At 45.8% G+C, this 25054-nt stretch carries 22 protein-coding genes and 2 pseudogenes; 16 read left to right on the top strand and 8 right to left on the bottom strand.

Translation table 11 applies throughout. The features are described from left to right. Positions 1 to 493: 493 nt before the first annotated feature. The 7 genes and pseudogenes from H8S18_RS14510 to H8S18_RS07805 all read right to left on the bottom strand — a co-directional run bounded on the left by H8S18_RS14510 (position 494) and on the right by H8S18_RS07805 (position 5776). Positions 494 to 832, bottom strand: a complete 339-nt coding sequence (locus tag H8S18_RS14510) for a hypothetical protein (RefSeq protein WP_207721709.1) — start codon at positions 830 to 832, stop codon at positions 494 to 496. Further along, a complete protein-coding gene (locus H8S18_RS07830) occupies positions 822 to 1283 on the bottom strand; it encodes a hypothetical protein (RefSeq protein ID WP_186857756.1) in 462 nt (153 codons plus the stop codon). The genes H8S18_RS14510 and H8S18_RS07830 overlap by 11 nt, the downstream gene beginning before the upstream one ends. An 11-nt stretch (positions 1284 to 1294) precedes the next feature. Then, the gene (locus H8S18_RS07825; RefSeq protein ID WP_186857755.1) at positions 1295 to 2770 is read right to left on the bottom strand and encodes a restriction endonuclease subunit S; all 1476 of its coding nucleotides are present in this window, start codon (positions 2768 to 2770) and stop codon (positions 1295 to 1297) included. Then, positions 2764 to 4791, bottom strand: coding sequence for an N-6 DNA methylase (locus tag H8S18_RS07820; RefSeq protein ID WP_186857754.1), 2028 nt, complete (start codon positions 4789 to 4791; stop codon positions 2764 to 2766). The genes H8S18_RS07825 and H8S18_RS07820 overlap by 7 nt, the downstream gene beginning before the upstream one ends. After that, positions 4784 to 4978, bottom strand: coding sequence for a hypothetical protein (locus tag H8S18_RS07815; protein ID WP_186857753.1), 195 nt, complete (start codon positions 4976 to 4978; stop codon positions 4784 to 4786). Before H8S18_RS07815 ends, H8S18_RS07820 begins: the two co-directional genes overlap by 8 nt. Before the next feature lie 157 nt (positions 4979 to 5135). After that, complete coding sequence (locus H8S18_RS07810; RefSeq protein ID WP_186857752.1) at positions 5136 to 5414, bottom strand: DUF6809 family protein; 279 nt, start codon at positions 5412 to 5414, stop codon at positions 5136 to 5138. Beyond that, positions 5411 to 5776 (bottom strand): annotated as a pseudogene (locus tag H8S18_RS07805) (TnpV protein). The gene H8S18_RS07810 and the pseudogene H8S18_RS07805 overlap by 4 nt, the downstream one beginning before the upstream one ends. A gap of 339 nt (positions 5777 to 6115) precedes the next feature. On the opposite strand from H8S18_RS07805, the gene H8S18_RS07800 reads away from it, so the two are divergent. The 11 genes from H8S18_RS07800 to H8S18_RS07750 all read left to right on the top strand — a co-directional run bounded on the left by H8S18_RS07800 (position 6116) and on the right by H8S18_RS07750 (position 17764). Beyond that, entirely contained in the window at positions 6116 to 7273 is a 1158-nt protein-coding gene (locus tag H8S18_RS07800; RefSeq protein WP_186857751.1) for a tail fiber domain-containing protein, read from the top strand. 249 nt (positions 7274 to 7522) lie between these two features. Further along, positions 7523 to 8551, top strand: a complete 1029-nt coding sequence (locus tag H8S18_RS07795; protein ID WP_186857750.1) for a LacI family DNA-binding transcriptional regulator — start codon at positions 7523 to 7525, stop codon at positions 8549 to 8551. 173 nt (positions 8552 to 8724) lie between these two features. After that, positions 8725 to 9813: an ABC transporter substrate-binding protein gene (locus tag H8S18_RS07790; RefSeq protein WP_186857749.1), complete on the top strand. Its 1089-nt coding sequence runs from the start codon at positions 8725 to 8727 to the stop codon at positions 9811 to 9813. A 92-nt stretch (positions 9814 to 9905) separates the two neighbouring features. Beyond that, the gene (locus tag H8S18_RS07785) at positions 9906 to 11411 is read left to right on the top strand and encodes a sugar ABC transporter ATP-binding protein (RefSeq protein WP_186857748.1); all 1506 of its coding nucleotides are present in this window, start codon (positions 9906 to 9908) and stop codon (positions 11409 to 11411) included. A gap of 18 nt (positions 11412 to 11429) precedes the next feature. Further along, positions 11430 to 12389 carry an ABC transporter permease gene (locus H8S18_RS07780; protein ID WP_186857747.1) on the top strand — a complete coding sequence of 320 codons (960 nt, stop codon included), beginning with the start codon at positions 11430 to 11432 and terminating at the stop codon, positions 12387 to 12389. Positions 12390 to 12446: 57 nt separating this feature from the next. Beyond that, positions 12447 to 13973, top strand: a complete 1527-nt coding sequence (locus H8S18_RS07775; protein WP_186857746.1) for a xylulokinase — start codon at positions 12447 to 12449, stop codon at positions 13971 to 13973. Positions 13974 to 13996: 23 nt separating this feature from the next. Further along, complete coding sequence (rbsK, locus tag H8S18_RS07770) at positions 13997 to 14911, top strand: ribokinase (protein WP_186857745.1); 915 nt, start codon at positions 13997 to 13999, stop codon at positions 14909 to 14911. Positions 14912 to 14926: 15 nt separating this feature from the next. Then, positions 14927 to 15586 (top strand): deoxyribose-phosphate aldolase, encoded by a 660-nt coding sequence (gene deoC / locus H8S18_RS07765; protein ID WP_207721707.1) that lies wholly within the window; start codon positions 14927 to 14929, stop codon positions 15584 to 15586. Continuing rightward, positions 15583 to 15927 carry a cupin domain-containing protein gene (locus H8S18_RS07760; RefSeq protein WP_186857744.1) on the top strand — a complete coding sequence of 115 codons (345 nt, stop codon included), beginning with the start codon at positions 15583 to 15585 and terminating at the stop codon, positions 15925 to 15927. Before deoC ends, H8S18_RS07760 begins: the two co-directional genes overlap by 4 nt. Positions 15928 to 16357: 430 nt before the next feature. Next, on the top strand, positions 16358 to 17275 hold the full coding sequence (locus H8S18_RS07755) for an AEC family transporter (protein ID WP_186857743.1): 918 nt from the start codon (positions 16358 to 16360) through the stop codon (positions 17273 to 17275). A gap of 60 nt (positions 17276 to 17335) precedes the next feature. Then, on the top strand, positions 17336 to 17764 hold the full coding sequence (locus H8S18_RS07750; RefSeq protein WP_186857742.1) for a hypothetical protein: 429 nt from the start codon (positions 17336 to 17338) through the stop codon (positions 17762 to 17764). A gap of 59 nt (positions 17765 to 17823) precedes the next feature. Here H8S18_RS07750 and H8S18_RS07745 read toward each other — a convergent pair whose 3' ends face one another. Then, positions 17824 to 18342 carry a hypothetical protein gene (locus H8S18_RS07745; protein WP_186857741.1) on the bottom strand — a complete coding sequence of 173 codons (519 nt, stop codon included), beginning with the start codon at positions 18340 to 18342 and terminating at the stop codon, positions 17824 to 17826. Positions 18343 to 19338: 996 nt separating this feature from the next. On the opposite strand from H8S18_RS07745, the pseudogene H8S18_RS14825 reads away from it, so the two are divergent. The 5 genes and pseudogenes from H8S18_RS14825 to H8S18_RS07725 all read left to right on the top strand — a co-directional run. Next, positions 19339 to 20013, top strand: a pseudogene (locus tag H8S18_RS14825) (GmrSD restriction endonuclease domain-containing protein); the annotation flags it as partial. 189 nt (positions 20014 to 20202) lie between these two features. Further along, entirely contained in the window at positions 20203 to 20997 is a 795-nt protein-coding gene (locus H8S18_RS14955; RefSeq protein ID WP_330598759.1) for an HNH endonuclease family protein, read from the top strand. Positions 20998 to 21541: 544 nt separating this feature from the next. Then, positions 21542 to 22090 (top strand): DUF4190 domain-containing protein, encoded by a 549-nt coding sequence (locus H8S18_RS07735; protein WP_186857740.1) that lies wholly within the window; start codon positions 21542 to 21544, stop codon positions 22088 to 22090. 1047 nt (positions 22091 to 23137) lie between these two features. Next, positions 23138 to 24049, top strand: coding sequence for a sugar phosphate isomerase/epimerase family protein (locus H8S18_RS07730; protein ID WP_186857739.1), 912 nt, complete (start codon positions 23138 to 23140; stop codon positions 24047 to 24049). Positions 24050 to 24071: 22 nt separating this feature from the next. Next, the gene (locus H8S18_RS07725) at positions 24072 to 25046 is read left to right on the top strand and encodes a D-2-hydroxyacid dehydrogenase (protein ID WP_186857738.1); all 975 of its coding nucleotides are present in this window, start codon (positions 24072 to 24074) and stop codon (positions 25044 to 25046) included. Positions 25047 to 25054 lie beyond the last annotated feature (8 nt).

The following is a 25054-nucleotide window of genomic DNA, read 5'->3' as shown; positions in this document are numbered from 1 at the left end:
ATTTTCATAGGAAATACTTGCCGTCGCAGTTGTATCTTTTTTGTGAATAGGGGCGACAGCACTTTTTACTATCGCCCCTTGTCTGCCCATTAGCGGGGACGAACGCACTTGTCAACGGCGGGCGTAGCCCGTTCATCTTGACCGTTGACTTGGGCGGTCGGCTCTGCTATTTCAAAATTTGTGCCAGCATGGCACGAAATATATCTCAAAGAATTCTGCTCAACTTGGGCAGAATTTTCAGCATCAACTCCCCGACAACTTGGCGTGAAGTTTGAAACGGACTTCCGACCAAGTTGGTCGGAAGTGAAAAAGTTAACTTCTGTCCAACGTGGACAGAAGTCCGAAATCCAACTTCGACACAACCTGTGTCGAAGTCAAAATCACTTCTATGCAATCTGCGTAGAAATTCGAAGAAACAATTTGTATATCATGGGTGTACACAGGTAAACAGTAAGCCCCTGCTGGAAATTATTAACCAGCAGGGACTTGTTATTTATTTTAGCTTTCTAAGCGGTGCACACAACACTTCATAAGCATATTTATATACTTCATTTGCTGACTCATCCGGAGATATATCACCATGTGCAAGGCAACAGCGTAGCATATACAGTATTATTACTATAGCTTCACTAATCTTTCCGGCGCTACTTACAAAGTTATATGCTCCGATTTGTTTTGTAGGCTGCCCTGATGCAAGAACGCTGGTAATGCGATATGGGGTCAGTTCTCTATAGCATTCCTCACATTTTGATTTTTGTGTAGACGTCAAATGCATAAAATCAGATTGCTCTCTAAGCACCTCTATATCATAACCTTCCTGCTCAAAGCTCAAAGCTGAATACTGAAGCGCCTGTTGATTTTACCGTAACTACGGTTTTTGTTTTCCCACGTCCTCTTGAGCATTCATAATGGTGTTGATAGTAATCTTTTCGCGTGAGTGTGTTTGCATTTTTGACCGCCACTTCTGCAAATGAAACCGACTGTCGAACACCTATGTATTCCTGTGTAGTAATTGCCGCATGAAGAAGTGCCCCATGCAATTTTGCAATATTTTCACGATATGCACTTCCATCTGCATCTTCTGCATTAATAAGATTCATCATATAAGTCTTAAATCTGTTTGTTTGTCCTGCGATATATTCAATACAATCCTTGTCGCTTCCAGAAGGGACCTCACCGCTAAAGTTATACCATGCATTGAAGGCAATCCAGGCTTTCATAAATGCAGAAAAATAGTCAACCTTTATGTCGATTGCATCTATCCAGTCTTTATATCCCGGCATTCTGGATCACCTCACTTTGCGTATATTACTTCTTTATCCATAATTTCCAACGCATTTTGCTCTAACTTGTAGGCTTCATAGCGTTTTTGGTTAGCCTCAAGCGCAAGGGTATTGATTTTCTGTTGAATCTCAGAATTTTTAAGCAAGGGCACGGGTAGATTATAGATATGCGTATCATCAATATGCGAGATAACAGATCCATAAGCACATCGTTCAATAAGTTTTGCGCCATAGTCTGACAACAAATAAATGTAAAGGTATCCTGCCATTTCTTCATTTGTTGGAGCGATGCGCAACACATCTTCACTTGCAACCCAATTTTCCCAATGCTTAGGAACAAGCACGGTCTTTCCTATTGTACCGCTTCTTGTAATTAGAATAAGGTTTTCTTTGAGTTCAAGTTCCTCTTTCATCCGTTTGTCGTGCTTAGAAATGGATAAATACTTTGTATTTGTGGGATCAAGCTCGAATAACTGTTTTCCACCAAAAAATACTCGTCCATATCCCTCATCAACATACACTCGCTTAAATCGACCGGGCAAAAAGACGCTCTTACTAATTCTCTTATCACCAACAATCGTTACTTCTGCCGCATACTTTTCTAAGTGCTTTACGATTGCATCAACAATCGGAACATGGTAAGATGCTTCCAAGCGATAGTCCATTTCGCTTAATTTCACATTAAATGTTTCTACCGGTGCATTCTTCTTAAAGCAATCAACTTCAAAGTCCTCAATTGCTGGTAGTCTCAGTTCTTCAATTAGCAATTTGGTTGCTTGATCAATTAAGGCATTCGACTCATCACGAAGATTATACGAGCGGGTAATCAAATTGCCAATTTTCAGCTTGAGTGCATCCGGGGCATCTGGAATTGGAACGGTCGCAAGATGTTCAGGCTCAATATGAGTAATTACCGCACCATAGCTATTTGTCAGTAAAATTTTATTTCCGACTCTACTTTTTAAGTATGCATATACATATCCTGCATCACCCGGCCTATTACAGTTTATGCGCAAAAGGTCATGGCTGAAGATCATGTTATCCATCGTATTCGAAACAAAAGATACTTTTCCGATTGTGCCAGAGCATGTCATAAGGACTTGTCCCTTGGTTACTCGTAATGCATCAATATTTGTGTCGGTTAGTGCGGAAATATATCCATCTGGAGAAGGCTTTATATCCATAATGCTGGACGGCTGATAGATTGGATAATCGGATTTTTCAACCCAAATTCGCTTGAATCGTGCTCCAGTATAAGATGTTGTCATTCCATCTGCACCACCAAGTGCAGTAAGCGGATATTTACCATTTGCAATGACCTCCCGAGCCTGCTTTGCTTCAACATCATACACGCTTGCTTCTAAGCGTTTTCCTCGCTCGATGACCTCTGAAAGTGATACAGTACACCATTTAATCGGTGCCTCGTCAATCACCACCTCTGAATCGGGATTTGCCGTAATTTGATACGCCAAATTATCATTTACCATGCTAATCCCTCCTTAGTTTTCCACTCTGCAAAGATGGCAGGTACATCCGGAGTTTGATCATCCTCGACCTTTTTCTTTTGCTCATGAGATACCGTGCGATCGCCTTCGCCGGTTTCACCAAGCACAAGGACGCTATTAGTGTCAGGAACAAGAATCTCATTTCCTTCTTTGTCACGTTTGAATGTAGGATTGTCACGCTTGTCGTGGCCAACCTTTTCTACCATGGCCATAAAGATGTTATAATCAGCCATCGTACCGCTTTTTTCCTCGGCATCTTTCTGTTCCTGCGTTTTCTTCTGCAAGAACAGTACGGAAGTTTGAGTGCCGTTTCTCGGCTGGAAAGTATCTACGTGAAGGTCTACGCTGGCGATAATTCTATGGTTTTTAATAAGCCACTCTCGGATGTAACCAAGACCTGGTGCGCCCAAAATATTATCAGGCAGAACAATACCCATACGCCCGCCTGGAACAAGCAGCTGAGTGCAACGCTCTACAAATAAAATTTCTGGAGGAACGGATGCCTGCAGACGCTCAGTCATTGCCCAAGTGTTGGTTTTCTTATCGTTTTCCCAAACATGCGCCAGTTCAAATTGTTCCAGGATAGCCTTGTCTTTGATCGGGATTTTGCTGCCAAAAGGCGGGTTGGTTACAATCACATTGAAGAACTCAATCGTTTTGTGATTACGGATAGCAGATTTATCGATGCCTAACGCTTCAGCCAAGTTAGAACGGAAATCATCTGTCCATTCATGTGGTGGCAACAGGGAGTTAGACTGCAAAATATTGCCGCTACCGTCATTGTTCATGACCATGTTCATCTTCGTTGCCTTGACGAGATCAGGATTGATATCAAAGCCAAAGTAATTGGATTTAGCCATTTCAGAAATCCGGTCTCTGAAAGTATTGATTGCCTCATTACTCCAGTTGGCTTTGGGCATTCCAAGTTCCTCTTCAAACTGTCTCTCAAGTTTTTCAATGACATGAGTCATAGCATTCACAAGGAAGCCGCCGGTGCCACAGGAGCTATCCAGAACCTTTTCATCAACACCAGGGTTGATCATTTCTACAACCATCTTCATGACATTTCTTGGGGTGAAGAACTCGCCTCTATCACCACGAAGGTTGGCTCCAACGATTTCCTCGTATGCCTTGCCCTTGATATCGATGTTTGTATTGAGCAGACTATACTTTTGAAGCTCACTGACGATATAGGCCAAGCTGCGAGGAGACAACTTGATTTCATCATTAGCATCAAAAATTAGCCTGTATTTTTTCTTATTCTTAACCTGATCGAAGATTTTAGAGATACGCTTTTTAACGGTGAGCTGACCGTCAGGATTGGAACGTTCTTCTGACGTTGCATAGAACTCAAGCGGCTTAGGAATGTTTCTCTCGTCCTCGATTTTGCAGAAAATAACCTTGAGCAATTCAAAAAACGCAGGTTGTTTTTGCAAGCCATCATTCACATAAATGTGGTTATGACAGGTTTTGAATGTGAACAGCAGATTATCGTCATAGGCATTTTTGAGTGTCGTACGCTTAGGCCGGTTAATATCTTCAAGATTGCCATCTGCAGAGGGAATATCATTATAATCCATAAACTCTATCTGGCCTTTTTCATTTTTGACCTTACGATAGACTTCTTTCTGACGGCCATTTGTCCACATTCCCCATTCGCAATTAAGGCAAGCGGACATGTATGCTTTTAACTGTTCCACACCTTCTTTAGCATTGCGTGCCTCGACAGCTTCTTTTTTACATTCAATAATAATTTTAATGTTTTCTTGCGTCTGCTCTGTGCAATCCTTATCAAAGATGACAATATCTGCACGAGGCTTTCTTGATCCCATCTGAAGAGTATACTCGATTCGTATCTGCTTAAGCAGATACTTATGCTCGTTCACGAGGCGCTTTTCAATGGTTTGACGCACATATTCCTCTGGGGTGTCGTTACGGAATTTTCCGTCAACATAGTCACAAATTTTTCCTTCTGGGATTACAATTACCTTTGTATCAGCCATTTTTAGCTCCTCCATTTTTGCTCTTAGATTTTTTCTGCTGCTCTTTTTCTCGCTTTAACAGATAATCCTCCGCAGCTTTATTGAAAAAATCTGCAAAGCTACTTCTATCGTATGCCAGTGCTGCTTTTAGGTCGGTATGCAGTTCTTCTGGCATTCTGAACTGCACTTGTTTAGTTCGGTCGCTCAAAACTGCACCTCCTTCTTGCAGCATAAATAATATCATTATATCTTGATATAATGATATCATATTTAGCTAAAAAAGCCAATAGAATCGAGGAAAATGTGAACAAAAAAATCCACTTCATACACTTTTGAAGCGGTATAAAGTAAATTTTCCTAACTTATCAACTGTTAAACGGTATATTTTCCATGACTTCCAACATCATTCTTGATCCGAGCTTAAAGCTGCTCTGAAACAGTAAGTAATCGGTGATGGACTGATATTCTCGCACACAGTCTGAGTATTTATCAAACAGTTCTTTTTGCTCGTCTGTTATGGTGGCTTTGAGCTTCTCTTCATTCCTGCATATCAGCTCCAACAGCTTCTTGTATTCTTTGCAAGCAGATGTATCATACTCAGTTGGCTCGATATTGCCATACCAAAATTCTTCAAGGATTCTCATACCACATCCTCCTCGTAGATTATTTCAGCAAGGACAATCTCCTCAGCACGATTACGGATGCAATTCATAGCACCTACCCAAGCCATTGGGTCAGCCGCTTTCATGTCCTCTATCACGCCCTCGGCTACTTTCATTTACTCGATGAAAAACTCCATACGTTCCTGTGCCTGCTCATTCAAATCAGCCAAATATGTCCAAAGCTCTCCACTCAAACATAAAGCATTGAACCGGACAGGGTGATGCTCTCTCAAATACTCCCTGTGCATCCGTCCAAAGCGACCAATAGGCCTGTTATCTTCCGGCAAACGAATATCGGGGATGTAATAATCACCACAACGAATATAGTTCAATCCTTGCATCATATGTGCCTCCAAATCGTAAATTTTATAGCATTTTCGAAATAAAAATAAGCTATACCTGGTCATAAACCAAGTATAGCTTACTTTCGTTTTAGCCAACCCCGTCTGACAGATGCCGTAAATGGTTAATTTTTAGGTTTAACCTTTTTACGAACACCCGTCTAAAGAGCGCGGTTTTCTTTTTATGACCGGGTGGAAATTTCGCTCGACGGAAAACTTTTCAGCAGCTATATCGCAGCTGTGCGGATAAAAAAGAACAGTGGGCTTACGGAATACGAATGCGGAGAACTGCGCACCACGTATCCGTTTAAAAAACAAATTTAGAAAAGGAGAAAAAAGAAGATGATCAGACCAATTACATTTGACGAACAGATTGCAAGAGCCAAGGACGATGGAGGCGTTTACCGGAACATTTATCCACACGACGGGATTCTCTGGGGATGTGCGGTAACGACGACGAGCACACAAATAGAGATTGCATCGGGATTGTTTACCCTATGCGGCCGTATGATCTGGGTAGACGGGAAGACGGATTTCCCGTTGCAGGAACCGATCCAGAACGGATATGCGCAGCTTAAAGCGAAAATTGACCTCAATAACGCGAACACACAGGAGGAATGCGCGCAATTTGCAACAGAAGTTGTGTATTCCACGACAACATCTTTCCCGGAACTGCTACAGGAGGATATCAACAATACTGGAAAAAAGTATGAGCAGGAGCTGGCGGTTGTAAAAATTGAAAATGGAAACATTACAGGAATTACACGAAAACTTGCGGACGCCGGAATCGATGCGGAAAAACTGGGCGGACAATTGCCGGAATATTATGCAGGCCTGATAACGGCTGCACAGGCTAAAGCTGATGCGGCAATGCCGAAAAGTGGAGGAACGTTTACGGGGGCAGTGACTGCTCCTGCCCTTATATCGAAGGGACAGGTGAATGCCGTAATTGTAAATGTCAGCGACATAAACGGCTTGCAATTTACAAACAATGGAGACGGCTGGAGTCAAATATTATCTTATAAGACATTGGCCTTGCGTAACCGCGGCGCAACGGGAACAAAGATAAATATAGATGCAGCGAACTGTGCTGCGCCGTCCTCCATTCGATATAAAGAGAATATACAAGATGTAACCGAAGAAGATGCGGTAAAACCGTTGCATTTGCGCCCGATTATCCATGATTGGAAAACGGGAAGCGGCTATGAGGACCGGGGTAATGCAAAATCATTTATTGCAGAAGAAGCGGCGGAGATAGATGAACGCTATATTTACAGGACAGCTCACATTACCCTGCCGGAAATAAGCCATATGGACGAAGAAACGGGAAAATATATTATAGATCGTCCAGCCGAATATGAAATGCGTATTGAAGGGTTGAATCAAAATGCAATTTTATGCGATACTGTAGCGCTTTGCCAGAGACAGCAGAAACAGATTGATGCACTGGAAGGACGAATTCTGGAACTGGAGAAAGCCGCTGCAATTTTAAACAAATAAGGGTTTTGCAGAAACAAAAGAAATAGTCAAAGATAAAAATGCGGGAACCAGCAAAAAAATGATCCCATATGGAAAGCTGCGCCAGTATTGGCATAGTTTTTTTATAACAGGACAGGTCAAAAGTTTTTTGACCTGTCCTGTTATTTTTTGTCCAATTTATATTTTTCATGAAAAAGGGTTGACAAATAAAAACAGAGCGGCTATGATAGCCATAAGGAAAATGTATACGCATACAATAGGTGTGGAAGATTGAATCAAAGAGATATCGCTAAATTAGCGGGTGTATCTTCTGCCACGGTTTCAAGGGTCATTAACAAAGACAAAAAAGTCTCTCCGAAAACAGCGAAAAAGGTATTGCAGGTTATCAAGGAAAATGGTTATGTACAAAATGCCATGGCGCGCAATTTGCGTATGGCAAATACCAAAACCATAGGCTATCTGGTACCCGATATTAAGAATCCTTTCTTCATCGCAATGCTTTCCGGGTTTCAGGAAATGTGCTTTAAGCAGGGTTATGACATTATCTTTGAAAATACGGCGGATGATCCGGAAAAAGAGAAGAAGGCGCTCGATACTCTGCTGCGTTACCGTGTAGCAGGATTATTAGCGGTATTTGTCGATTCGGACAACGAATATATCGATGTATTCGGGAACATGGGTATTCCGGTCGTTATGATCGACAGGAAGTCGAAAGCTGTACAGAAAAACGATTACCTGATGATCGATAATATAGGCGGGGTCGGCCAGATCGTAGATTATCTTGTATCTCTCGGACACACGGATATTGCGATGATTTATGGCCCGCAGGAGTTGACACCCGGTGAGGAACGCCTGGAAGGGTTCCACAGGGCGATGAAAAAAAATGGAATTCCAATCAAAGAAGAGTATCTGATGCCTGGGCTTTTTACGGAAGAAGGCGGATACCATGCAGTACAAAAACTTTTACAATTAAAGAACCGGCCAACGGCGATGATCGGCGGGAACAACCTGACAACAATGGGCGCTTATAAAGCGCTTGTCGATTATAAGATCAATATCCCGGATGAAGTATCGCTTGCGGGCTTTGATGATTTCCCCTTCGCGGCACATTTGCAGCCGCCGGTTACGGTTATCAAAAGGCCAAACACAAACATGGGCCGGGTTGCTGCCGAGCTTTTGCTGGAACGCATCAGCAAGGGCGAAGAAGGCAAAGACATTCAACCAAGGAGTATCGTGATGCCAACGCAGTTGTGTATCAGGAAGTCCTGCACCCAAATGAAAAGCTTGAAAACAAAATAAGAAATTTTTATTTACCAAAAAATGTATTCGTATACATTCAAAAATGTATACGAATACATACGAATGATAACGAAAAATAAGTTTTGCGAAGGCGGAACGCTTTTGCAAAGAAAAGGCCATATCCCCCAATCTATATGGCCAAAATATATCTATATAAAATGGAGGAAAAAAAGATGAAAAAAATGTTGGCAATCCTGGTAGTTGCAGTTATGCTGCTGAGCGTAGCGCTCGTTGGCTGCGGACAAGAAGGCGGAACGGCATCTGAATCTCCTGCGGCGGAATCATCTGCCGCAACGGAAGCATCTACGGCCCCGGCTGACGGTACTTCCGCGGCTCCTGCCGACGAAGGCGGCGTAAAGGACGTTGCGGTTCTGATCAAAGCAACAGACTCTGATTTCTGGCAATATGTGCTGGTAGGCGCAACAAACTATGCGGCTGAAAACCCAGACAAAGTAAAGGTTACGACGGACGGACCTCCGAATGAATCGGATATTGACCAGCAGGTTTCCATCTTGGAACAGATTATTTCCAGGGAACCTGACGCAATCGTGATCGCTTCCACGAGTTCCGACGCTACGGTTCCGGCGATTGAAGACGCCGTTGCCAAAGGAATCCCGGTGATTACGGTAGACAACAAAGTGAATACGGATAAAGTAGCGACACTCCTTGCAACAGACAACCTGAAGGGCGGCGCGACGGCGGCTGATACGCTCGTTGAAAAGCTTAAGGCAGAAGGCAAAGAGCTGAAGGGCAAAGTTGGCGTCATCAGCAATATGGCGGGCGTCCAGGTCCTGACAGACAGAGACCAGGGTTTCATCGACAGGATGAAAGAAATTGCTCCTGATATTGAACTGATTGAAACCGTATACGTGGACGGCGATATGACAAAGGCAATGGATGCTGCTGCCGACCAGATCTCGGCAAACGACGATCTTCTTGGCTTCTTTGCCGACAACAATACGGTCGGTTCCGGGGCGGCGCGTGCCATCACGGAAGCAGGCAAAGAAAATGATCTCGTACTGGTTGCATTCGACTCCGATCCGGAGGAAATCAAAGGCCTTGGCACTGGCGCGGTTGACGCGCTGATCCTGCAGGATCCCTACGGCATGGGCTACAAGGGCGTTGAAGATGCCCTGAAAGCAATCGCCGGAGAGACGCTCGAATCCTATGTGGATACCGGTGTTACGGTTGTAACGAAGGACAACATGGACGATGAAGAGATCAAAGGGCTGCTTGATCCGATGACAAAGAAAATAGGCTAAGTACAACTCTCTGATAACTCGGCATTCCGGGGGAGGGGATTCCCTCCCCCCGGCTGAATGCCGCAAAATGAATGAAAGGGATGGATTAGTCTATGGAAAACGTACTGGTAAAAATGGAAAAAATCACGAAAATTTTTCCGGGCGTGAAAGCTCTCGAAGACGTTGATTTTGATGTGAGGGCAGGCGAGGTCCATGCGCTGATGGGGGAAAACGGCGCGGGAAAATCTACGCTGATCAAGGCGCTCATGGGCGTCCACGAACCTTCATCGGGGAAAATTTTCGTAGAGGGACAGGAAGTACAGATTAAAAATCCGCAGCAGGCGAAGAAACTGGGCCTTGGGGCCGTTTATCAGGATATCACGCTTGCACCGCACCTTTCCGTAGCAGAAAATTTTTTCTTGGGGGAACTTCCCAAAAAGGCGGGCTTGGTGGATTGGAAAAAAATCAATTCCGAAACATCAAAAACGCTGACGGAACTGGATATTAAGGTGGATCCTAAAAGGCGGATTAAAGACCTTCCAATTGCCCAGCAGGAAATGGTCACGATTGCAAAAATTGTACATGAAAAAGCCAAAATAATCGTGTTTGACGAACCGACGGCGCTTCTTGCAAACGAGGAAGTGGAAGTCCTGTTTACGCTCATTGGTAAGCTTCGCGACCACGGGTGCGGCATTATTTACATCTCCCACCGGATTGAAGAAATTTTCGAACTCGGTGACAGGGTAACCGTTTTGAAAGACGGGATGCTGGTTGAAACGGTAAACGTTGCGGATACCAATAAGGATGACCTTGTACGCATGATGGTTGGCCGCGATGTGGGCGATATGTATTCCATTGAGCATTTCGAACCCGGTGAAACGGTACTCGAAGTAAAGGGGCTTACCCGCAAAGGCGCATATGAGGATATCAGCCTTGAAGTGCGGCGCGGCGAGATCCTCGGCATGTTCGGGCTGGTCGGCTCAGGACGTACGGAAATCATGCGCGGCGTATTTGGCGCAGACCCGTTTGACGCGGGCGAAATAAAGGTGCTGGGAAAGAAGGTCCATAACAAATCGCCGAAGCAGGGAATCGACAGCGGCGTCGCGCTGCTGCCGGAAGACAGAAAGACACAAGGGCTGTCAATGGGGCTTTCCGTTGAAGTCAATACCAATCTGGCCTCCTATTCAAAAATATCGAAAGCCGGAGTGATCAACGTTAACAGAGAGAAAGAACGGGCCGAGTATTACAGAGAGCAAATCCGCATCAAAACGCCGTCCATCAAGCAGAAGGTGCAGAACCTTTCGGGCGGCAACCAGCAGAAAGTCGTTATTGCAAAATGGCTGTGCGCAGACAGCGAATTATTTATCTTTGACGAATGCACGGTGGGCGTCGATGTTGGCGCAAAGGTAGAAATCTACCGTTTGTTTGAACAACTTCTTAAGCAGGGAAAAGCGATTGTGCTGATCTCGTCCTACCTCCCCGAAGTCATGGGGCTTGCAGACCGGCTGATGGTCATCTCGGAAGGGAAACAGATGGCGACGATTGACCGTGACGAGTTCATGGTGGATGGCAGACTGGACGAAGAGCGCATTCTGCGCCTTGCATCCGGCATGGTATAAGAAAAAGGAGTAGGGATTATGAATAAAGAAACAGCGATCAATCCTATTGAAAAGAAAAAACGCGCATTGCCGGGGGAAATGATGATCCTTATCATTCTCATTGCGATGTTTATCGTCCTGTCAATCGCGTCGAATAAATTTATGACATGGGACAACATGACAAACCTGATGAAGCAGACCTCTATCAACGGCGTCGTTGCAATCGGTATGACATTTGTTATTATCTCAAGCGGCATTGACCTTTCAGTTGGCGCAATCGTCGGTTTTTCCGGCATCCTTGCCTCCATGCTGATGGTAGGCGGATGGGGAATTGCACCGTCGGTGCTGGTAGCGATTGCAGCCAGCGCGGGCGTTGGCGTTGCCAATGGCGTACTTGTGCATGACGGCAAGGTTCCGCCGTTTATTGCGACGCTTGGCACAATGACCATTGTACGCGGCGTAATTATGCTGATTACCGACGCGCGAATGATTTCCGGCATGCCGGATGATTTCATTAATTTCGCTACTTCGACAATCCTGGGGATCCCGGCGCTGGCAATCATCTGGATCGTTGCCATTATTATTGCAATACTGATCCTGAAGTTTACAGTATTTGGCAGGAATGTATATTCGATCGGCAGCAATGAAGAGGCAACGCGCCTTTCAGGTGTCAACATCCGCCTCAATATCTATGGAATCTATCTTGTGAGCGCACTGTGTTCGGCGGTTGCGGGTATCATGCTTGCTTCCCGTGTTGGGAATGGCCTGCCGAAAGGCGGCGACGGATATGAACTCGATGCAATCGCGGCTTCTGTTGTCGGCGGCGCGAGCCTGTCCGGCGGCGAGGGCAGCATCGTGGGTACAGTAATCGGCGCCCTGATCATGCAGACGCTAAGAAACGGCGGCAACTTGCTGGGCGTAAACTCGTTTATCCTGGAAATTTGCATCGGATCCCTGATTATTGTTGCGGTACTCATCGACAAAGCGAAGAAGAAGTAGTATAAATATAGACGAAGCAGTAATATATAATGTAAGAAAAAGAATGAGGGTATCGATATGCCAAAGTATTTAATCGCGCATGACCTGGGAACATCCGGCAATAAAGCAACGCTGTTTACCGCGGACGGGGAATATGTGAAAAGTAAGGTCGCCAGTTATGACACGAAATTTTTCAATGCAAACTGGGCGGAACAAAACCCGGATGATTGGTGGGAAGCGGTCTGCCTGTCCACGAGGGAATTGATGCAGGGAATCGACGCCGGAAGCGTTGCAGCGGTTTCATTTTCCGGGCAAATGATGGGATGCCTCTGCATAGACAAAAACGGAATGCCCCTGCGGGACCACATTATATGGGCAGACATGCGTGCCGTGGCGGAAGAGGAATTCGTACGCGCGCATATCGATACCCCAAAATTCTATCGTATTACAGGCCATCGGCCAAGCGCATCCTATACGCTTGCAAAACTGCTGTGGATTAAGAACAACGAACCGGATATATACAAAAAGATATACAAAGTGCTCAATGCAAAAGATTATATTGTCTATAAGATGACAGGACGTTTCTTCACGGATTACTCGGATGCGACGGGAACGAATGCGTTTGACCTCAATACGTTCCTATGGTCTGAGGAAATACTGGACGGCGTTGGCGTTGACGGCGATTTGCTTCCGGAAGCGGTTCCTTCCACACATGTTGCAGGGGAATTGCAGCGGCAGGCCGCGGAGGAATGCGGGCTTATTCCCGGGATTCCCGTTGTAATCGGCGCGGGAGACGGGACAGCGGCCACGGTGGGCGCGGGTTCGGTTGCGGAGGGCGTGACTTATAATTGCCTTGGTTCCTCTTCGTGGATTGCAACCACTACAAGAAAACCGGTGTTTGACGAACAGATGCGCACATTCAACTGGGCGCATGCGGTACCCGGAATGGTGGTTCCGTGCGGGACAATGCAGGCGGCGGGGAACTCCTACGCCTGGATGAAAAAGGAACTGTGCGGCGGGGAGCTCCTGCGTGCAAAGCAGGAGGGCGTGAGCGCATACGATCTTATCAACGGGGAGATTGCAGCTTCACCGGCAGGCGCGAACGGACTTTATTACTTGCCTTACCTGATCGGTGAACGGTCCCCGAGGTGGAACCCAAATGCCAAGGGCGCTTTTATAGGCCTTACGATGGAACATACGCATGCGGATATGCTCAGGAGTGTAGTGGAGGGAATCGGCATGAACCTTAAGCTGATTCTCGATATTATGCGTGCGCATATTCACATCGAGACTATCATTGCGCTCGGCGGCCTGGCTAAATCTGATGTGTGCCTGCAAATTTTTGCCGACATTTTTGGAATTGATGTCAAACCGCTCAATCACCTTGAAGAAGCCTCGTCTATTGGCGCGGCGGTATGCGCGGGTGTTGGCGTCGGCGCGTTGCGGGATTTCAGCGAGGTAGAAAAATTCGTATATCCGGTCGGCATGTTTGAACCGGACAGGAAGAATTGTAAACGGTATGAAAAAATGATCGGAATTTTCAATCATTCCTATGATGCGCTTTGCGGAGTATACGGCGAAATCGCCGCAATGGCCAATCAGTGAAGCTGGAATAAAGGGTAGAGATTATGAAAAAGAAGATTGTGATGTTTGGAAGCTACGTCGCTGACCTGACAGGCACGGCGGACCATCTTCCCCGCGCGGGGGAAACTGTGTTTGGGGAACGGTTCAAGATCGGACCGGGCGGAAAAGGCAGCAATCAGGCGGTGGCCGCACACCGGGCCGGAGCGGATATCGTCCTGGCGACAAAGCTGGGAAAAGACGTTTTCGGCGACCTGGCGCGTGATTTTTACGCACAGGAGCGAATCGCGGCGGAGTACGTCCTGACGGACGACGAAAAAGGGACGGGAATTGCCCTCATTTGCGTGGATGAGGTATCTAAACAAAATCAGATTTTAGTTGTTCCCGGTGCATGCATGAATTTTACGGATGCGGATATTGAAACGCTGCGGCCCGCAATTGAGGCGGCAGATATCCTTCTTGTGCAGTTCGAAGTCAATATGGACGCGCTGGAGAAAGCGGTGGATATTGCACGGGCAGCAGGCGTTACCATTGTGCTCAATCCAGCGCCGGCACGAAAGGTATCGCGTGAATTTATTTGCAAGGCGGATGTAGTGACGCCGAATGAAGTAGAAGCGGCGGCGCTTACGGGCATTCCCGTAGAAAATGCTTCGGATGCCCAAAAGGCGGCGGATATATTCCATAGCTGGGGAATTCCCAAGGTTGTAATTACACTGGGCAAGCAAGGCGTATTTGCCAGCGCGGCGGACGAACACCGCATGGTTCCCGCCCGCATTGTGGAAGCGGTGGACACCACTGGCGCCGGGGATGCGTTCAACGGCGGATTTGTAACGGCGCTTTCCGAAGGAAAGGATCTTTTTGAAGCGGTGGAATTCGGTAACGCGCTGGCGTCACTCGCAGTGCAGAAATTTGGAACGGCCCCATCTATGCCGATGCGCGGGGAAATCGATAAAATATTATGAAAGAGGAAATAAATTATGAGAAAACCACTGGCCTCCTATATTGACCACACAATTTTAAAACCGGATGCAACGGAAGAACAGGTGCGGAAGCTTTGTGCGGAAGCGCTCAAATATCATTTTGCCAGCGTTTGTGTGAACCCTACAAACGTCCCGCTTTGTGCGGAGCTTTTGAAAGGCTCCGATGTGATGGTTTGCTGCGTGGTGGGGTTCCCGCTGGGGGCTGCTGTTCCGGAGGTAAAGGCATATGAAACGGAGCGCGCTGTAGAGCTGGGCGCGCAGGAAGTGGATATGGTCATCAATATCGGACGGGCAAAAGACCACCAATGGGACGCCGTAAAAAAGGATATTGCGGCAGTTGTAGAAGCGGCAAAGGGCAGGGCGCATGTCAAAGTTATTATTGAGGCCTGCCTGTTGACGGATGAGGAAAAAGCCAGAGCCTGCGAAATGGCAAAAGAGGCAGGTGCTGATTTTGTAAAAACGTCGACCGGGTTTTCCACGGGCGGCGCTACCCCGGAAGACGTTGCGCTGATGCGCAAAACGGTCGGGCCGGATATGGGGGTGAAAGCCGCGGGTGGAATCCGGGATTATGAAGCGGCCATGAAGGTAATCGATGCCGGCGCGGACCGTATCGGAACAAGCAATGGGATTGCAATCGTGGAAGGAGAAAAAGGATGATTAAAAGGGATGCGCAGATTGGCAGGGAGCCCGAATATAATCCATGCGGCGGGGAAGGGACGTTTACCCTTACGAATCTTGTAAAAGACCAGGAGCTTTCCACGATCACCAAGATGGTAATTGTAGACGCGCCGGTGGCTTCCTGCGCAAAATATCACCAACACAGGGGAGACAATGAATTATACTATATCATGAGCGGAAAAGCCGAATATACGGACAACGACGGCTCCACGGTAATTTTGGAACCGGGAGACGTATCGATTACGTATGACGGCGAGTGGCATGGCATAAAACAGTATGGGAACGATCCGCTGAAGTTCCTTGCATTGATTATCAGGTAAACAGGGAAAGGGTTTTGTTTCCTCCTACAAATAACAAAACGTGCTGTGAAGGCGGCGGGGAATTTTTTCCCCGCCGCCTTCTTTATGTTTTCAACCGGCGGTCAAGAAAAGCACGCGCCGCTTTATTGCGTTCCACCCTGTTTCGCCTGACATTTTGCTGGCCAGCGGCAAGGCGGGGTGGGAATGGACGCGGGTGAAATCATCAGGAAAAAGAGGTGGGAACTCGGCTGGATGCAGGCGGAACTTGCGCAGAGAATGAATGTTCCCTGTAAGGCAGCCCCAAAGTGGGGAAACGGGCGCCCACGCCGGATGCGTTTATAGGCGGCAAAAGCGGGGATAAAAAGGCGAAGCCGCTTATGTTGCGCCGCGCGCTTCAAAAGGTATATAATATACGGGTATGACCTGAGGGGGGAAAGGAAGTGTTGGCCGGATGCTTGAGGTATTATTAAAAGCGCTGGGGCTTATTTGCATCATTGTACTTGGCTATACGCTGAAAAAAATTGGTTTTTTCAAACCCAAGGATTATATACTGATCTCAAAAATCGCTCTTAATATTACGCTGCCCGGCGCAGTCATCACCAGCTTTTCCAAATTCAGCCCTGATTTTTCCCTCCTGTGGGTGGTGGCGATCGGCCTTGCGTGCAATCTGATTATGGCGGGCGTCGGCTATCTGGTCGCACGGAAACGGGATAATTGCACAAAAGCCTTTTATATGATTAATTTTACAGGATATAATATCGGCTGCTTTGCCCTTCCTTTTATACAAAATTTCCTTGGCGCATATGGCGTGGTTGTCACATGCATGTTTGATGTGGGAAATTCCATTATGTGTACGGGCGGCTCGTATGCATTGGCGCAGGGTGTGGTCGGTACGGAAAAAGGGGGGCTTAAACGGGCGCTGAAGGCGCTTGCTACGTCCGTGCCGCTGCTTGTGTATATCCTGATGTTTGCTATCGTCATGGCGGGGCTGAAGCTCCCGGAGTTTGTCGTCAATGTTGCTTCCACAGTCGGAGGGGCGAACGCTTTTGTCGCAATGCTGATGATAGGAATGATGTTTGAGCTTACCTTGGATAAGCAATATCTGAAAGATGCGGTCAAGACGCTTGCTTGGCGCTATGGAATGGCGGCGGTGTTTGCCTGCCTGCTTTATTTTTGCACACCCTTTCCTCTCGAGGTTAGGCAGGTTCTTGCGATTTTGGTGTGTGGGCCGATCGCATCCATGGCGCCTGTGTTTACAGAACGCTGCAAGGGAAACGTGGCTCTTGCGGGCATGATCAACTCTTTTGCGATTGTCATCAGCACCGTATTGATGACGGTGTTGATTATGGCGATGCATATCACGGGATAGATTGCGCTTTTTCGAGGGTAATGGTATAATTTTTTGATAAATCATTGATGGAGGAAAGGCATGAAAAAAATAAAAACAATACTGATTTTGTCCCTTGCCGCGGCAATGCTTTTTATGGCAGGCTGCGTATCGAGTACGGCGCAGAGCATTAAGGTCGGGGAAGACGAGATTCCCTCCCTATATTCAATTATCGGTGAAAAGAAGATCACAGGAACAGAAACAAATACGGAAAATGATATAAAGAGTACGACCGTAACCTATGAACCGGGAAGTATTACGGAACGGGAAGCGGTGGATTATATGCTCGAGTTAATTGCAAGCCATGGATTCTCAATCCAGCAAGATGCAATTGAGCAGGAAAATGGCAAATATTACCAGTTAACGAAAGATTCAGAGACGGATGGCAAGTATATTGTCGTTTCCCTCTATGTGGAAGAAGAGGGCAGCACCGTCATCAAATATATGGTGGGCGGCGTAGATATCCTGTAACAGAAAAGAAAAGACTGGCTCCAAAAGCCAATCTTTTCTTTTCTGTTTTCGATAGAGGATCAGCCTTCTTGAAACAATCTGTCTCTGCCGTTTGATCCGCTGTCACCAAAATCGAGGGAGTCCCTATCTTGGTTTTTATCCTGCCGGGGCCCGGAATCCTCCTGGCCTTCCCCTGTGTCCGGTGCGGTTCCGCCGTCCTGCTGGTCATCGGAAAAATCCAAACCGTCTTTGCTGCGGGATTCATCCTGGCTGCCGCTTTCTTCGCCGCGGTCATTTGCATCAGCCTGGGGCTGCCGTCCGTCCCAATCGTGCCCGCGGGAGATACCGGAGCGGTCCAGCACCTTGGCCGAGATATCCCGTCCGGTCTGGACAACGGCATTTGCGGTGATTCCACCCGCAAAACCAATTGCAAAAATTGCAACTGCAGAAATAATGACCGTGGAAACCTTTTTGCCGCTCCATACCTTTTTGTCCGGCTGCTGTGGGCTGCCGGAACTGCATTCCGGCTGTTGGCTTTCTTGCGCCGGGGCTGCAGAGCCCTGTACGGGCTCGTTACTTTTGAAATTTTCGTCCATCAAAACAAATCTCCCTTTACAGTATAGTTACCGCGCTTCTGCGCGTTTTCTTACGTTTCAGTTTATGGCCGTTTTATGATCAAACCATAACAAAACCGTAAAAAAAGTGTGTCCGGCGGATTAAAATTCCGCGGAGAAACTTCGGCACTTGTGGTACCGGCTGCAATGCCAACATAGCGCAGAACCGTTTTCCGCAAGATGCGGCAGGCCTTGCGGGCATGCCCGAAGTATGGATTTTGAACTGCCGGAAACAGCCTTTAGGAAAGCCGTTGCCATTCGTCGAAAATCTGGATGGAAAAGCCGCATATCATAAGGCTTTTGGGTTATAAGGAAGTATTATCTTCCAATTAGGCGGTATAGCCCCATTCAAGGGCTATACCGTCTTTTCCTGTTTATTGGCTTCTTTCCGTTCTGCCGCTATCTTTTCTATCAATTTTTTCTACTCTGCTTTGTATTCTACGGATAGCTTCAAAAACCGTTCATGATCTCGTTTCCTTTCCCGTCCTCTCGTAGTTTCTTGAAGTTGGAACTGAATAGCAAGCATAGGAATGGGGTATTCTTTCCGTAAAATTGCTCTCTTTTGTCTACCGATAATGGGAATTTTTTGTTTATTGGGAAGTGCCCCAAACCCGCTGATTTTCCTCTCACTATCTACAACATCATGCGGGACAATTGCACCGAAGATTTGAAAAGGATTTTCAAAAAAGTTTGAGTTTTTCCATTTTACTCCCTATTATGGAAAAGGCTTCAAAATACCAAATAACATCTGTATTTTTCAAGATGTATAATGGTAGCTAAACGGGCGAAATAGTAGATTTGTTCACAGCAGTATGGTAATATATTTGCTATAAAGTTTGAATTAAGATTTATATCATGTTTTAATAAAGAGAGAGGAAATCTGTTATGTCATATCAGACAGCATTAACAATCGCCGATGTCATACAAGAAATAGACAGCAAAAAATATTTATTGCCCTCTATCCAATAAGAATTTGTATGGGGAACAGACCAAATTGAAATGTTATTTGATAGTCTTATGCGTGGCTATCCCATCAATTCATTTTTATTTTGGAAAGTACCAAAAGATAAAACAAATGAGTTCAAGTTCTATGAATTTTTAAGAGAATATCATCAAAAGGATGGACGGCATAATTCCAAAGCAGATACAAAAGGCTCAGGAGATATTATGGCGGTACTTGACGGACAACAAAGATTAACTTCTTTATATATTGCTTTAAAAGGTACATACGCATATAAAATTTCTTATAAAAGGCGTGACAATCCTGCTGCTTATCCAAAAAGAAAATTGTATCTAAATCTACTTTGTCCTGCTGATGATGTTGATTTGAAATATGATTTTCAATTTCTCACAGATGCGGAAGCAGAAGAAAATGATGAGCGTTGTTTTTGGTTTCCTGTTGGAGATATTTTGGATATGAAAGAACCATATGAGGTTATGGAATATTTGACAGACCATGATTTGAATATTGTTCAAAAACCAGAAGATAAGGAAAAGGTAAAGTTTGCCAACCGTACACTTACTAAATTGTTCAATGTAATTCATGTAACTCATACTATTAGTTATTACTTAGAAAATAGTGTCGAATTAGATAAAGTCCTTAATATTTTCATTCGTGTAAATAGCGGAGGTACTACTTTAAGCTATTCGGATTTATTACTATCGTTTGCAACTGCGCAGTGGGAAAAGCGTGATGCAAGAGAAGAAATCAATCAATTTGTTGATGAAATCAATGACATCGGAAATGGCTTTAATATATCAAAAGACCTTGTTTTGAAAGCGTGTTTAGTACTATGTGATTTTTCTGATATATCGTTCAAAGTTGATAACTTTAATAAAACAAATATGTTAGTCATTGAAGATAGATGGGAAAATATTACAAATGCAATCAGGGCAGCGGTTCACTTAATCGCCTCTTTTGGATTTAGTATGGAAAATCTTACATCAAATAATGTGATTATTCCTATTGCCTATTATTTGCAGACAATTGGTATTCCTACCAATTATTCCGTATCAAAAACCTATGCAGTTGACAGGATTTTGGTGAAAAAATGGCTTGTAGCCACTTTGCTGAAAAGGGTATTTAGTTTTGCACCTGATGGTGCTTTGAAACCAATAAGAGAGATTATTAAATCCAATCCGAATAGTTTTCCGTTGGATAAAATTGCTCAACACTTTCGTGGCGGAAATCGCAATCTTGTATTTAATAATGATGAAATTGATGATTTGCTTTATACTAAGTATGGGCAAGGTAATTTGTTGGTTATTATGTCAATACTATATCCGTGGGCAGACCTAAAGAATAATTTTCATATAGACCATATCTACCCTAAAAGTTTGTTTACAAAAGTAAAACTGAAAACCTTTGGAGTGAGCGCTGATGATATCGACAAGTACATTGAGAATGTAAATTATATCGGTAATCTTCAGTTGTTAGAGAGTATTCCTAACAGTGAAAAGAAAAATAAACCTTTTGAGGAATGGTTGAAGGAAACATATAAAGATAGTGCGTCGCTTTCAAACTATAAGCAAAAACAGTTAATTCCTGATATACAACCTACATTTGAAAATTTTCTTGCTTTTCTTGAAGCAAGAGAAGTGTTAATCAAAGAACAAATTGCTAAGGAATTAGAATTTTAACATTAAATACTAAAATAGCATAGGCAGTCGTCATTGTCAACGGTGAAATGAAAGGCACATACTGTGCCGCCGTATGACAAAGCGCCTGCACCACTCATAAGGTAGTCAAGAGGACATAAGCAGTAAACCGCTTATGCTCTTGATAAACTATGGGAATGATGTTACACTGCAGTGATTGAAAAAGCTTTGATTTAAGCGGCTTACAGACACGAAAACACCAAGAGTGAGGGATTTCTCCCATTTCCCTCGAAAATGGCATTCTACTGTGTAACAATGCGGAGATAGAAAAACAGAGAGCCAACCACTTTTGAAAGTGATTAACTCTCTGTTTCTGTTTGCAAATCTGTCTGTCAGCGCTAGTGATAATTTTGTTGTAAATACTTCCTTATCACTGTTAAGCTAAGGATATACGGTCTTTCTGCCGGCAGAAGACGAATTAAGGATTCCGGCTCCTGTTTGTCAGAAAATCTTAAGAATATTTCTTTGATAATGCGGGATAAATGTGTTATAAATAAAGGGAATACAAGAAGGGAGTATATGAATTATGATTTGTGAAAAATGTCATCAGGAGTATGACGGCAATATGGCCGCTTGCCCCTATTGCGGGAACGCTTCCCAACAACAGGCGCAGCAGGCACAGCAGCCGGAACAGCCGCAATATCAGCCTCCACAGCAACCGGAACAGCCGCAACAGCAGCCTCCGCAATATCAGCCTCCGCAGCAGCAGGCACAGCAATCTTATCAACAACAGCCCCAGCAGCCCTATCAACAGCAAGGGCAGCCGCAGTATCAGCCTCCGCAGCAGGCTTACCAGCCGCAATACGGGCAGCAGCCGCAAGGGCCGAAGGGAATGTCCATCGCGGCTATGGTCTGTGGAATCATTGGCCTTATTCTTTGCTGGGTTCCATTTGTTGGCCTTGTGATCAATGCACTGGCAATTATTTTCTACATTTTGTCGAGGAAAGAGGCGCCGAATGGAATGGCGACAGCGGGCCTTGTGTGTGGAATTATCGGTCTTGTAGTTGCCCTTATAATGACCATACTGGTTGGCGTTGTTTGGAGTGCGGTGACAAATCCCTGGTATTGGTATTGATAGCGAAAGGAAATGAATGGAATGCAGGCAGTGCCGCCGGTAATATGATGGAACAATGAATATATGTCCCTATTGCGGCACGAAAAATGATGTGAGCAGATGCAATAGCCTTACCAGGTGCAATATCAACAGCCGCAGTACCAGCAGATACCGGATAACACGGCCCAAGGATTTTGGTGCCGGTGCGATGGTCTGCGGCATCCTTGGTATCGTAATGTGCATGGCTCCGTTCGGGCCGTCGTTTCCGGTGCCGTTGAAGTCGTGCTTGGGAACATGACCGGGAAAAAGTTGCCGGCAGGCCAGATGGGCACGGCGCCCGCTGGCTTTATATGCGGCATTGCTGCAACCGCTCTTGCAGTAGTTTTCTGTATTATGTTTGCAGCCCTGCTTATAGGCTTGGCGTCTGCCGGTCCTGACTTTCTGGATCTGATGGGCTACTATTGTTAATACTGATTCCGCAAGGAACCGGCTTTGGACCTTGGGAAGAATGAAATGCAGCGGGGATTTCGGCATCGCAGAAAGTTGATATAAGTACGGTGGCGCTTTCTTACGAATTTGAACCCCGCAAAGAAAAGATATCGCTGAGAAAATCAAAAGATGAGACGGCCAGACCCTGTTTCCCAAAGGAGTCTGGCCGTTTTTTCATGCAGCCTCATCCCTGTAATCTCAATAGCGCACTGTGTTCAGGGTGCCCTACTGGATAGAATTTTATGAAACTTCGAATCAATTCAACTATGTTTCGATAATTCGCCGGCTGATTTTGTTTGGATTTAGCCTATTCCTGCCGGAAGTTTTGTTTTCTCTTTTTAATGAAGATGTAGGCTCTTTGTTTTCAGGTTCACAGCGGAGCGCTTATTGTATATGGCTCTTGTTGAGCATGGTTTTTATCCGATTTTGGCATGCGGAAAATATTTTGCGGGAATTGTAAATTAGGGCTTGCATTTAAAAAAACTTTAATGTATACTTCTTGTATACAAACGAAATTCTTTAATGGATCAGGCGGTCAAACATCTTAAGCCAGTATCGCAAACACAAGGAGCAAATAAAATGAAAGAATCAATCAAGAAGTATATGAAAGTCGGGCTTATCCATTTTATGGCATTCCCGGAATGCATGAAAGGGGAAGGCCCCGTTCTGGAGACGATGAAAAAAATAGCGGTGGACGATTATTTTGATGCGATAGAAGTCACCTGGATCAAGAATCCGCAGGTTCGGAAACAGGCGGCGGAAATGCTTGGACATGCGGGGCTTACTGTTGCGTATGGCGGTCAGCCGCGGCTTTTGACCACGGGATATAACATTAACTCCCTTGATGAAGAAATGCGCCTTACCGCACTTGCAAGCCTTAAGGAGGGGATTGACGAAGCCTATGAAATCGGCGCGCAGGGGTTTGCCTTTTTGGCAGGAAAATATGAAGAGGCAACAAAGGAAGAATCCTACCGGGCGCTGCTGAAATCGGCGGGTGAGTTGTGCGCATATGCAAAGGAAAAAGGAAACCTGCGGGTGGAAACGGAAGTGTTTGATTATGATGTGGATAAAAGGTCCATCATCGGCCCGGCCGCTATGGCAAAGCGTTTTGCGGAAGACATGCGTGCGCAGTATGATAATTTTGGCTTGGTTGTGGACCTGAGCCATATTCCTCAACTGCACGAGACGATCGAGGAATCCCTTTATCCGGTAAAAGACTATATTACGCACGCCCATATCGGGAGCTGCGTAATCGGCGATCCTTCTATGGATGCCTACGGCGATGCGCATCCGCGTTTCAATTTTCCAAATTCCGTCAACGGGGCGGATGAAGTAGCGGCTTTCCTCAGGGCGTTGATGGAGCTTGGATATTTTGAAAAATTTGACCGTCCGCTGATGAGTTTTGAAGTAAAGCCATGGGCGGGGGAAGACCCGGAGGTCGTGATTGCGAATGGCAAGCGTGTGCTGAACGAGGCATGGGCAAAGCTTTGAACGAAAAAAGGGAGGAATGGCAATGAAGATCGTTGTGCTGGATGGATATACGGAAAATCCGGGAGATATTTCATGGGAACCGATTTCTTCGCAAGGGGAGCTTACGGTGTATGACCGCACCTCTTACGATCCCGGAAATGTTGCGCCCATCATTGAGCGCGCCGGGGATGCAGAAATTATTTTTACCAATAAAACGCCTATTACGCGGGAAGTGCTGGATGCGCTGCCAAAGTTAAAATACATTGGCGTACTGGCAACGGGCTTTAACGTTGTGGATGTAGCGTACGCAAAGGAAAAGGACGTTCTCGTCAGCAATATCCCCACCTATGGAACGGCGGCTGTAGCACAGTTTGCGACCGCGTTGCTGCTTGAAGTATGCCACCATATCGGCGCGCACAGCGAAGCGGTAAAAGAAGGGAAATGGCAGGATAATGCAGATTGGTGCTTTTGGAACTATCCGTTGGTCGAACTTGCGGGAAAGACGCTTGGGATCATTGGATTCGGCCGGATTGGGCAAAGCTTTGCCCGGGTGGCGCAGGCGCTTGGAATGAATGTTCTTGTCAACGATGTATACGAGCTGGATGAGCTGAAAAGCGATACGCTGCATTATACCGCCCTGGATGAACTGTTGGAAAAATCGGATGTGATTTCACTGCATTGTCCGCTTACGCCGGAAAATACGGGAATGATCAACCAGGAGAATATTGCGAAGATGAAAAAGGGCGTTATTATCATCAATACATCGCGCGGACCATTGGTCAATGAAGCGGATCTTGCGGCGGCGCTCGATGCGGGCCGGGTGGGCTGGGCGGCTGTAGACGTCGTATCTACCGAGCCAATCCGGGCGGAGAATCCCCTGCTGCGGGCAAAAAATGTTATTATTACGCCTCATATCGCATGGGCGCCAAAGGAATCGCGGGAACGGCTGATGGAGATTGCGGCGGAAAACCTGCGGCAGTATCTGGCCGGGAACCCGGTCAACATTGTGAACCAATAAAAGAAGGA

The sequence above is a fragment of the Christensenella tenuis genome (assembly GCF_014287795.1).
Classification (GTDB): Bacteria; Bacillota; Clostridia; order Christensenellales; family Christensenellaceae; genus Christensenella; species Christensenella tenuis.
The sequence above is the reverse complement of the archived record's forward strand: the minus strand, read 5'-3'. Positions and strand labels throughout refer to the sequence as shown.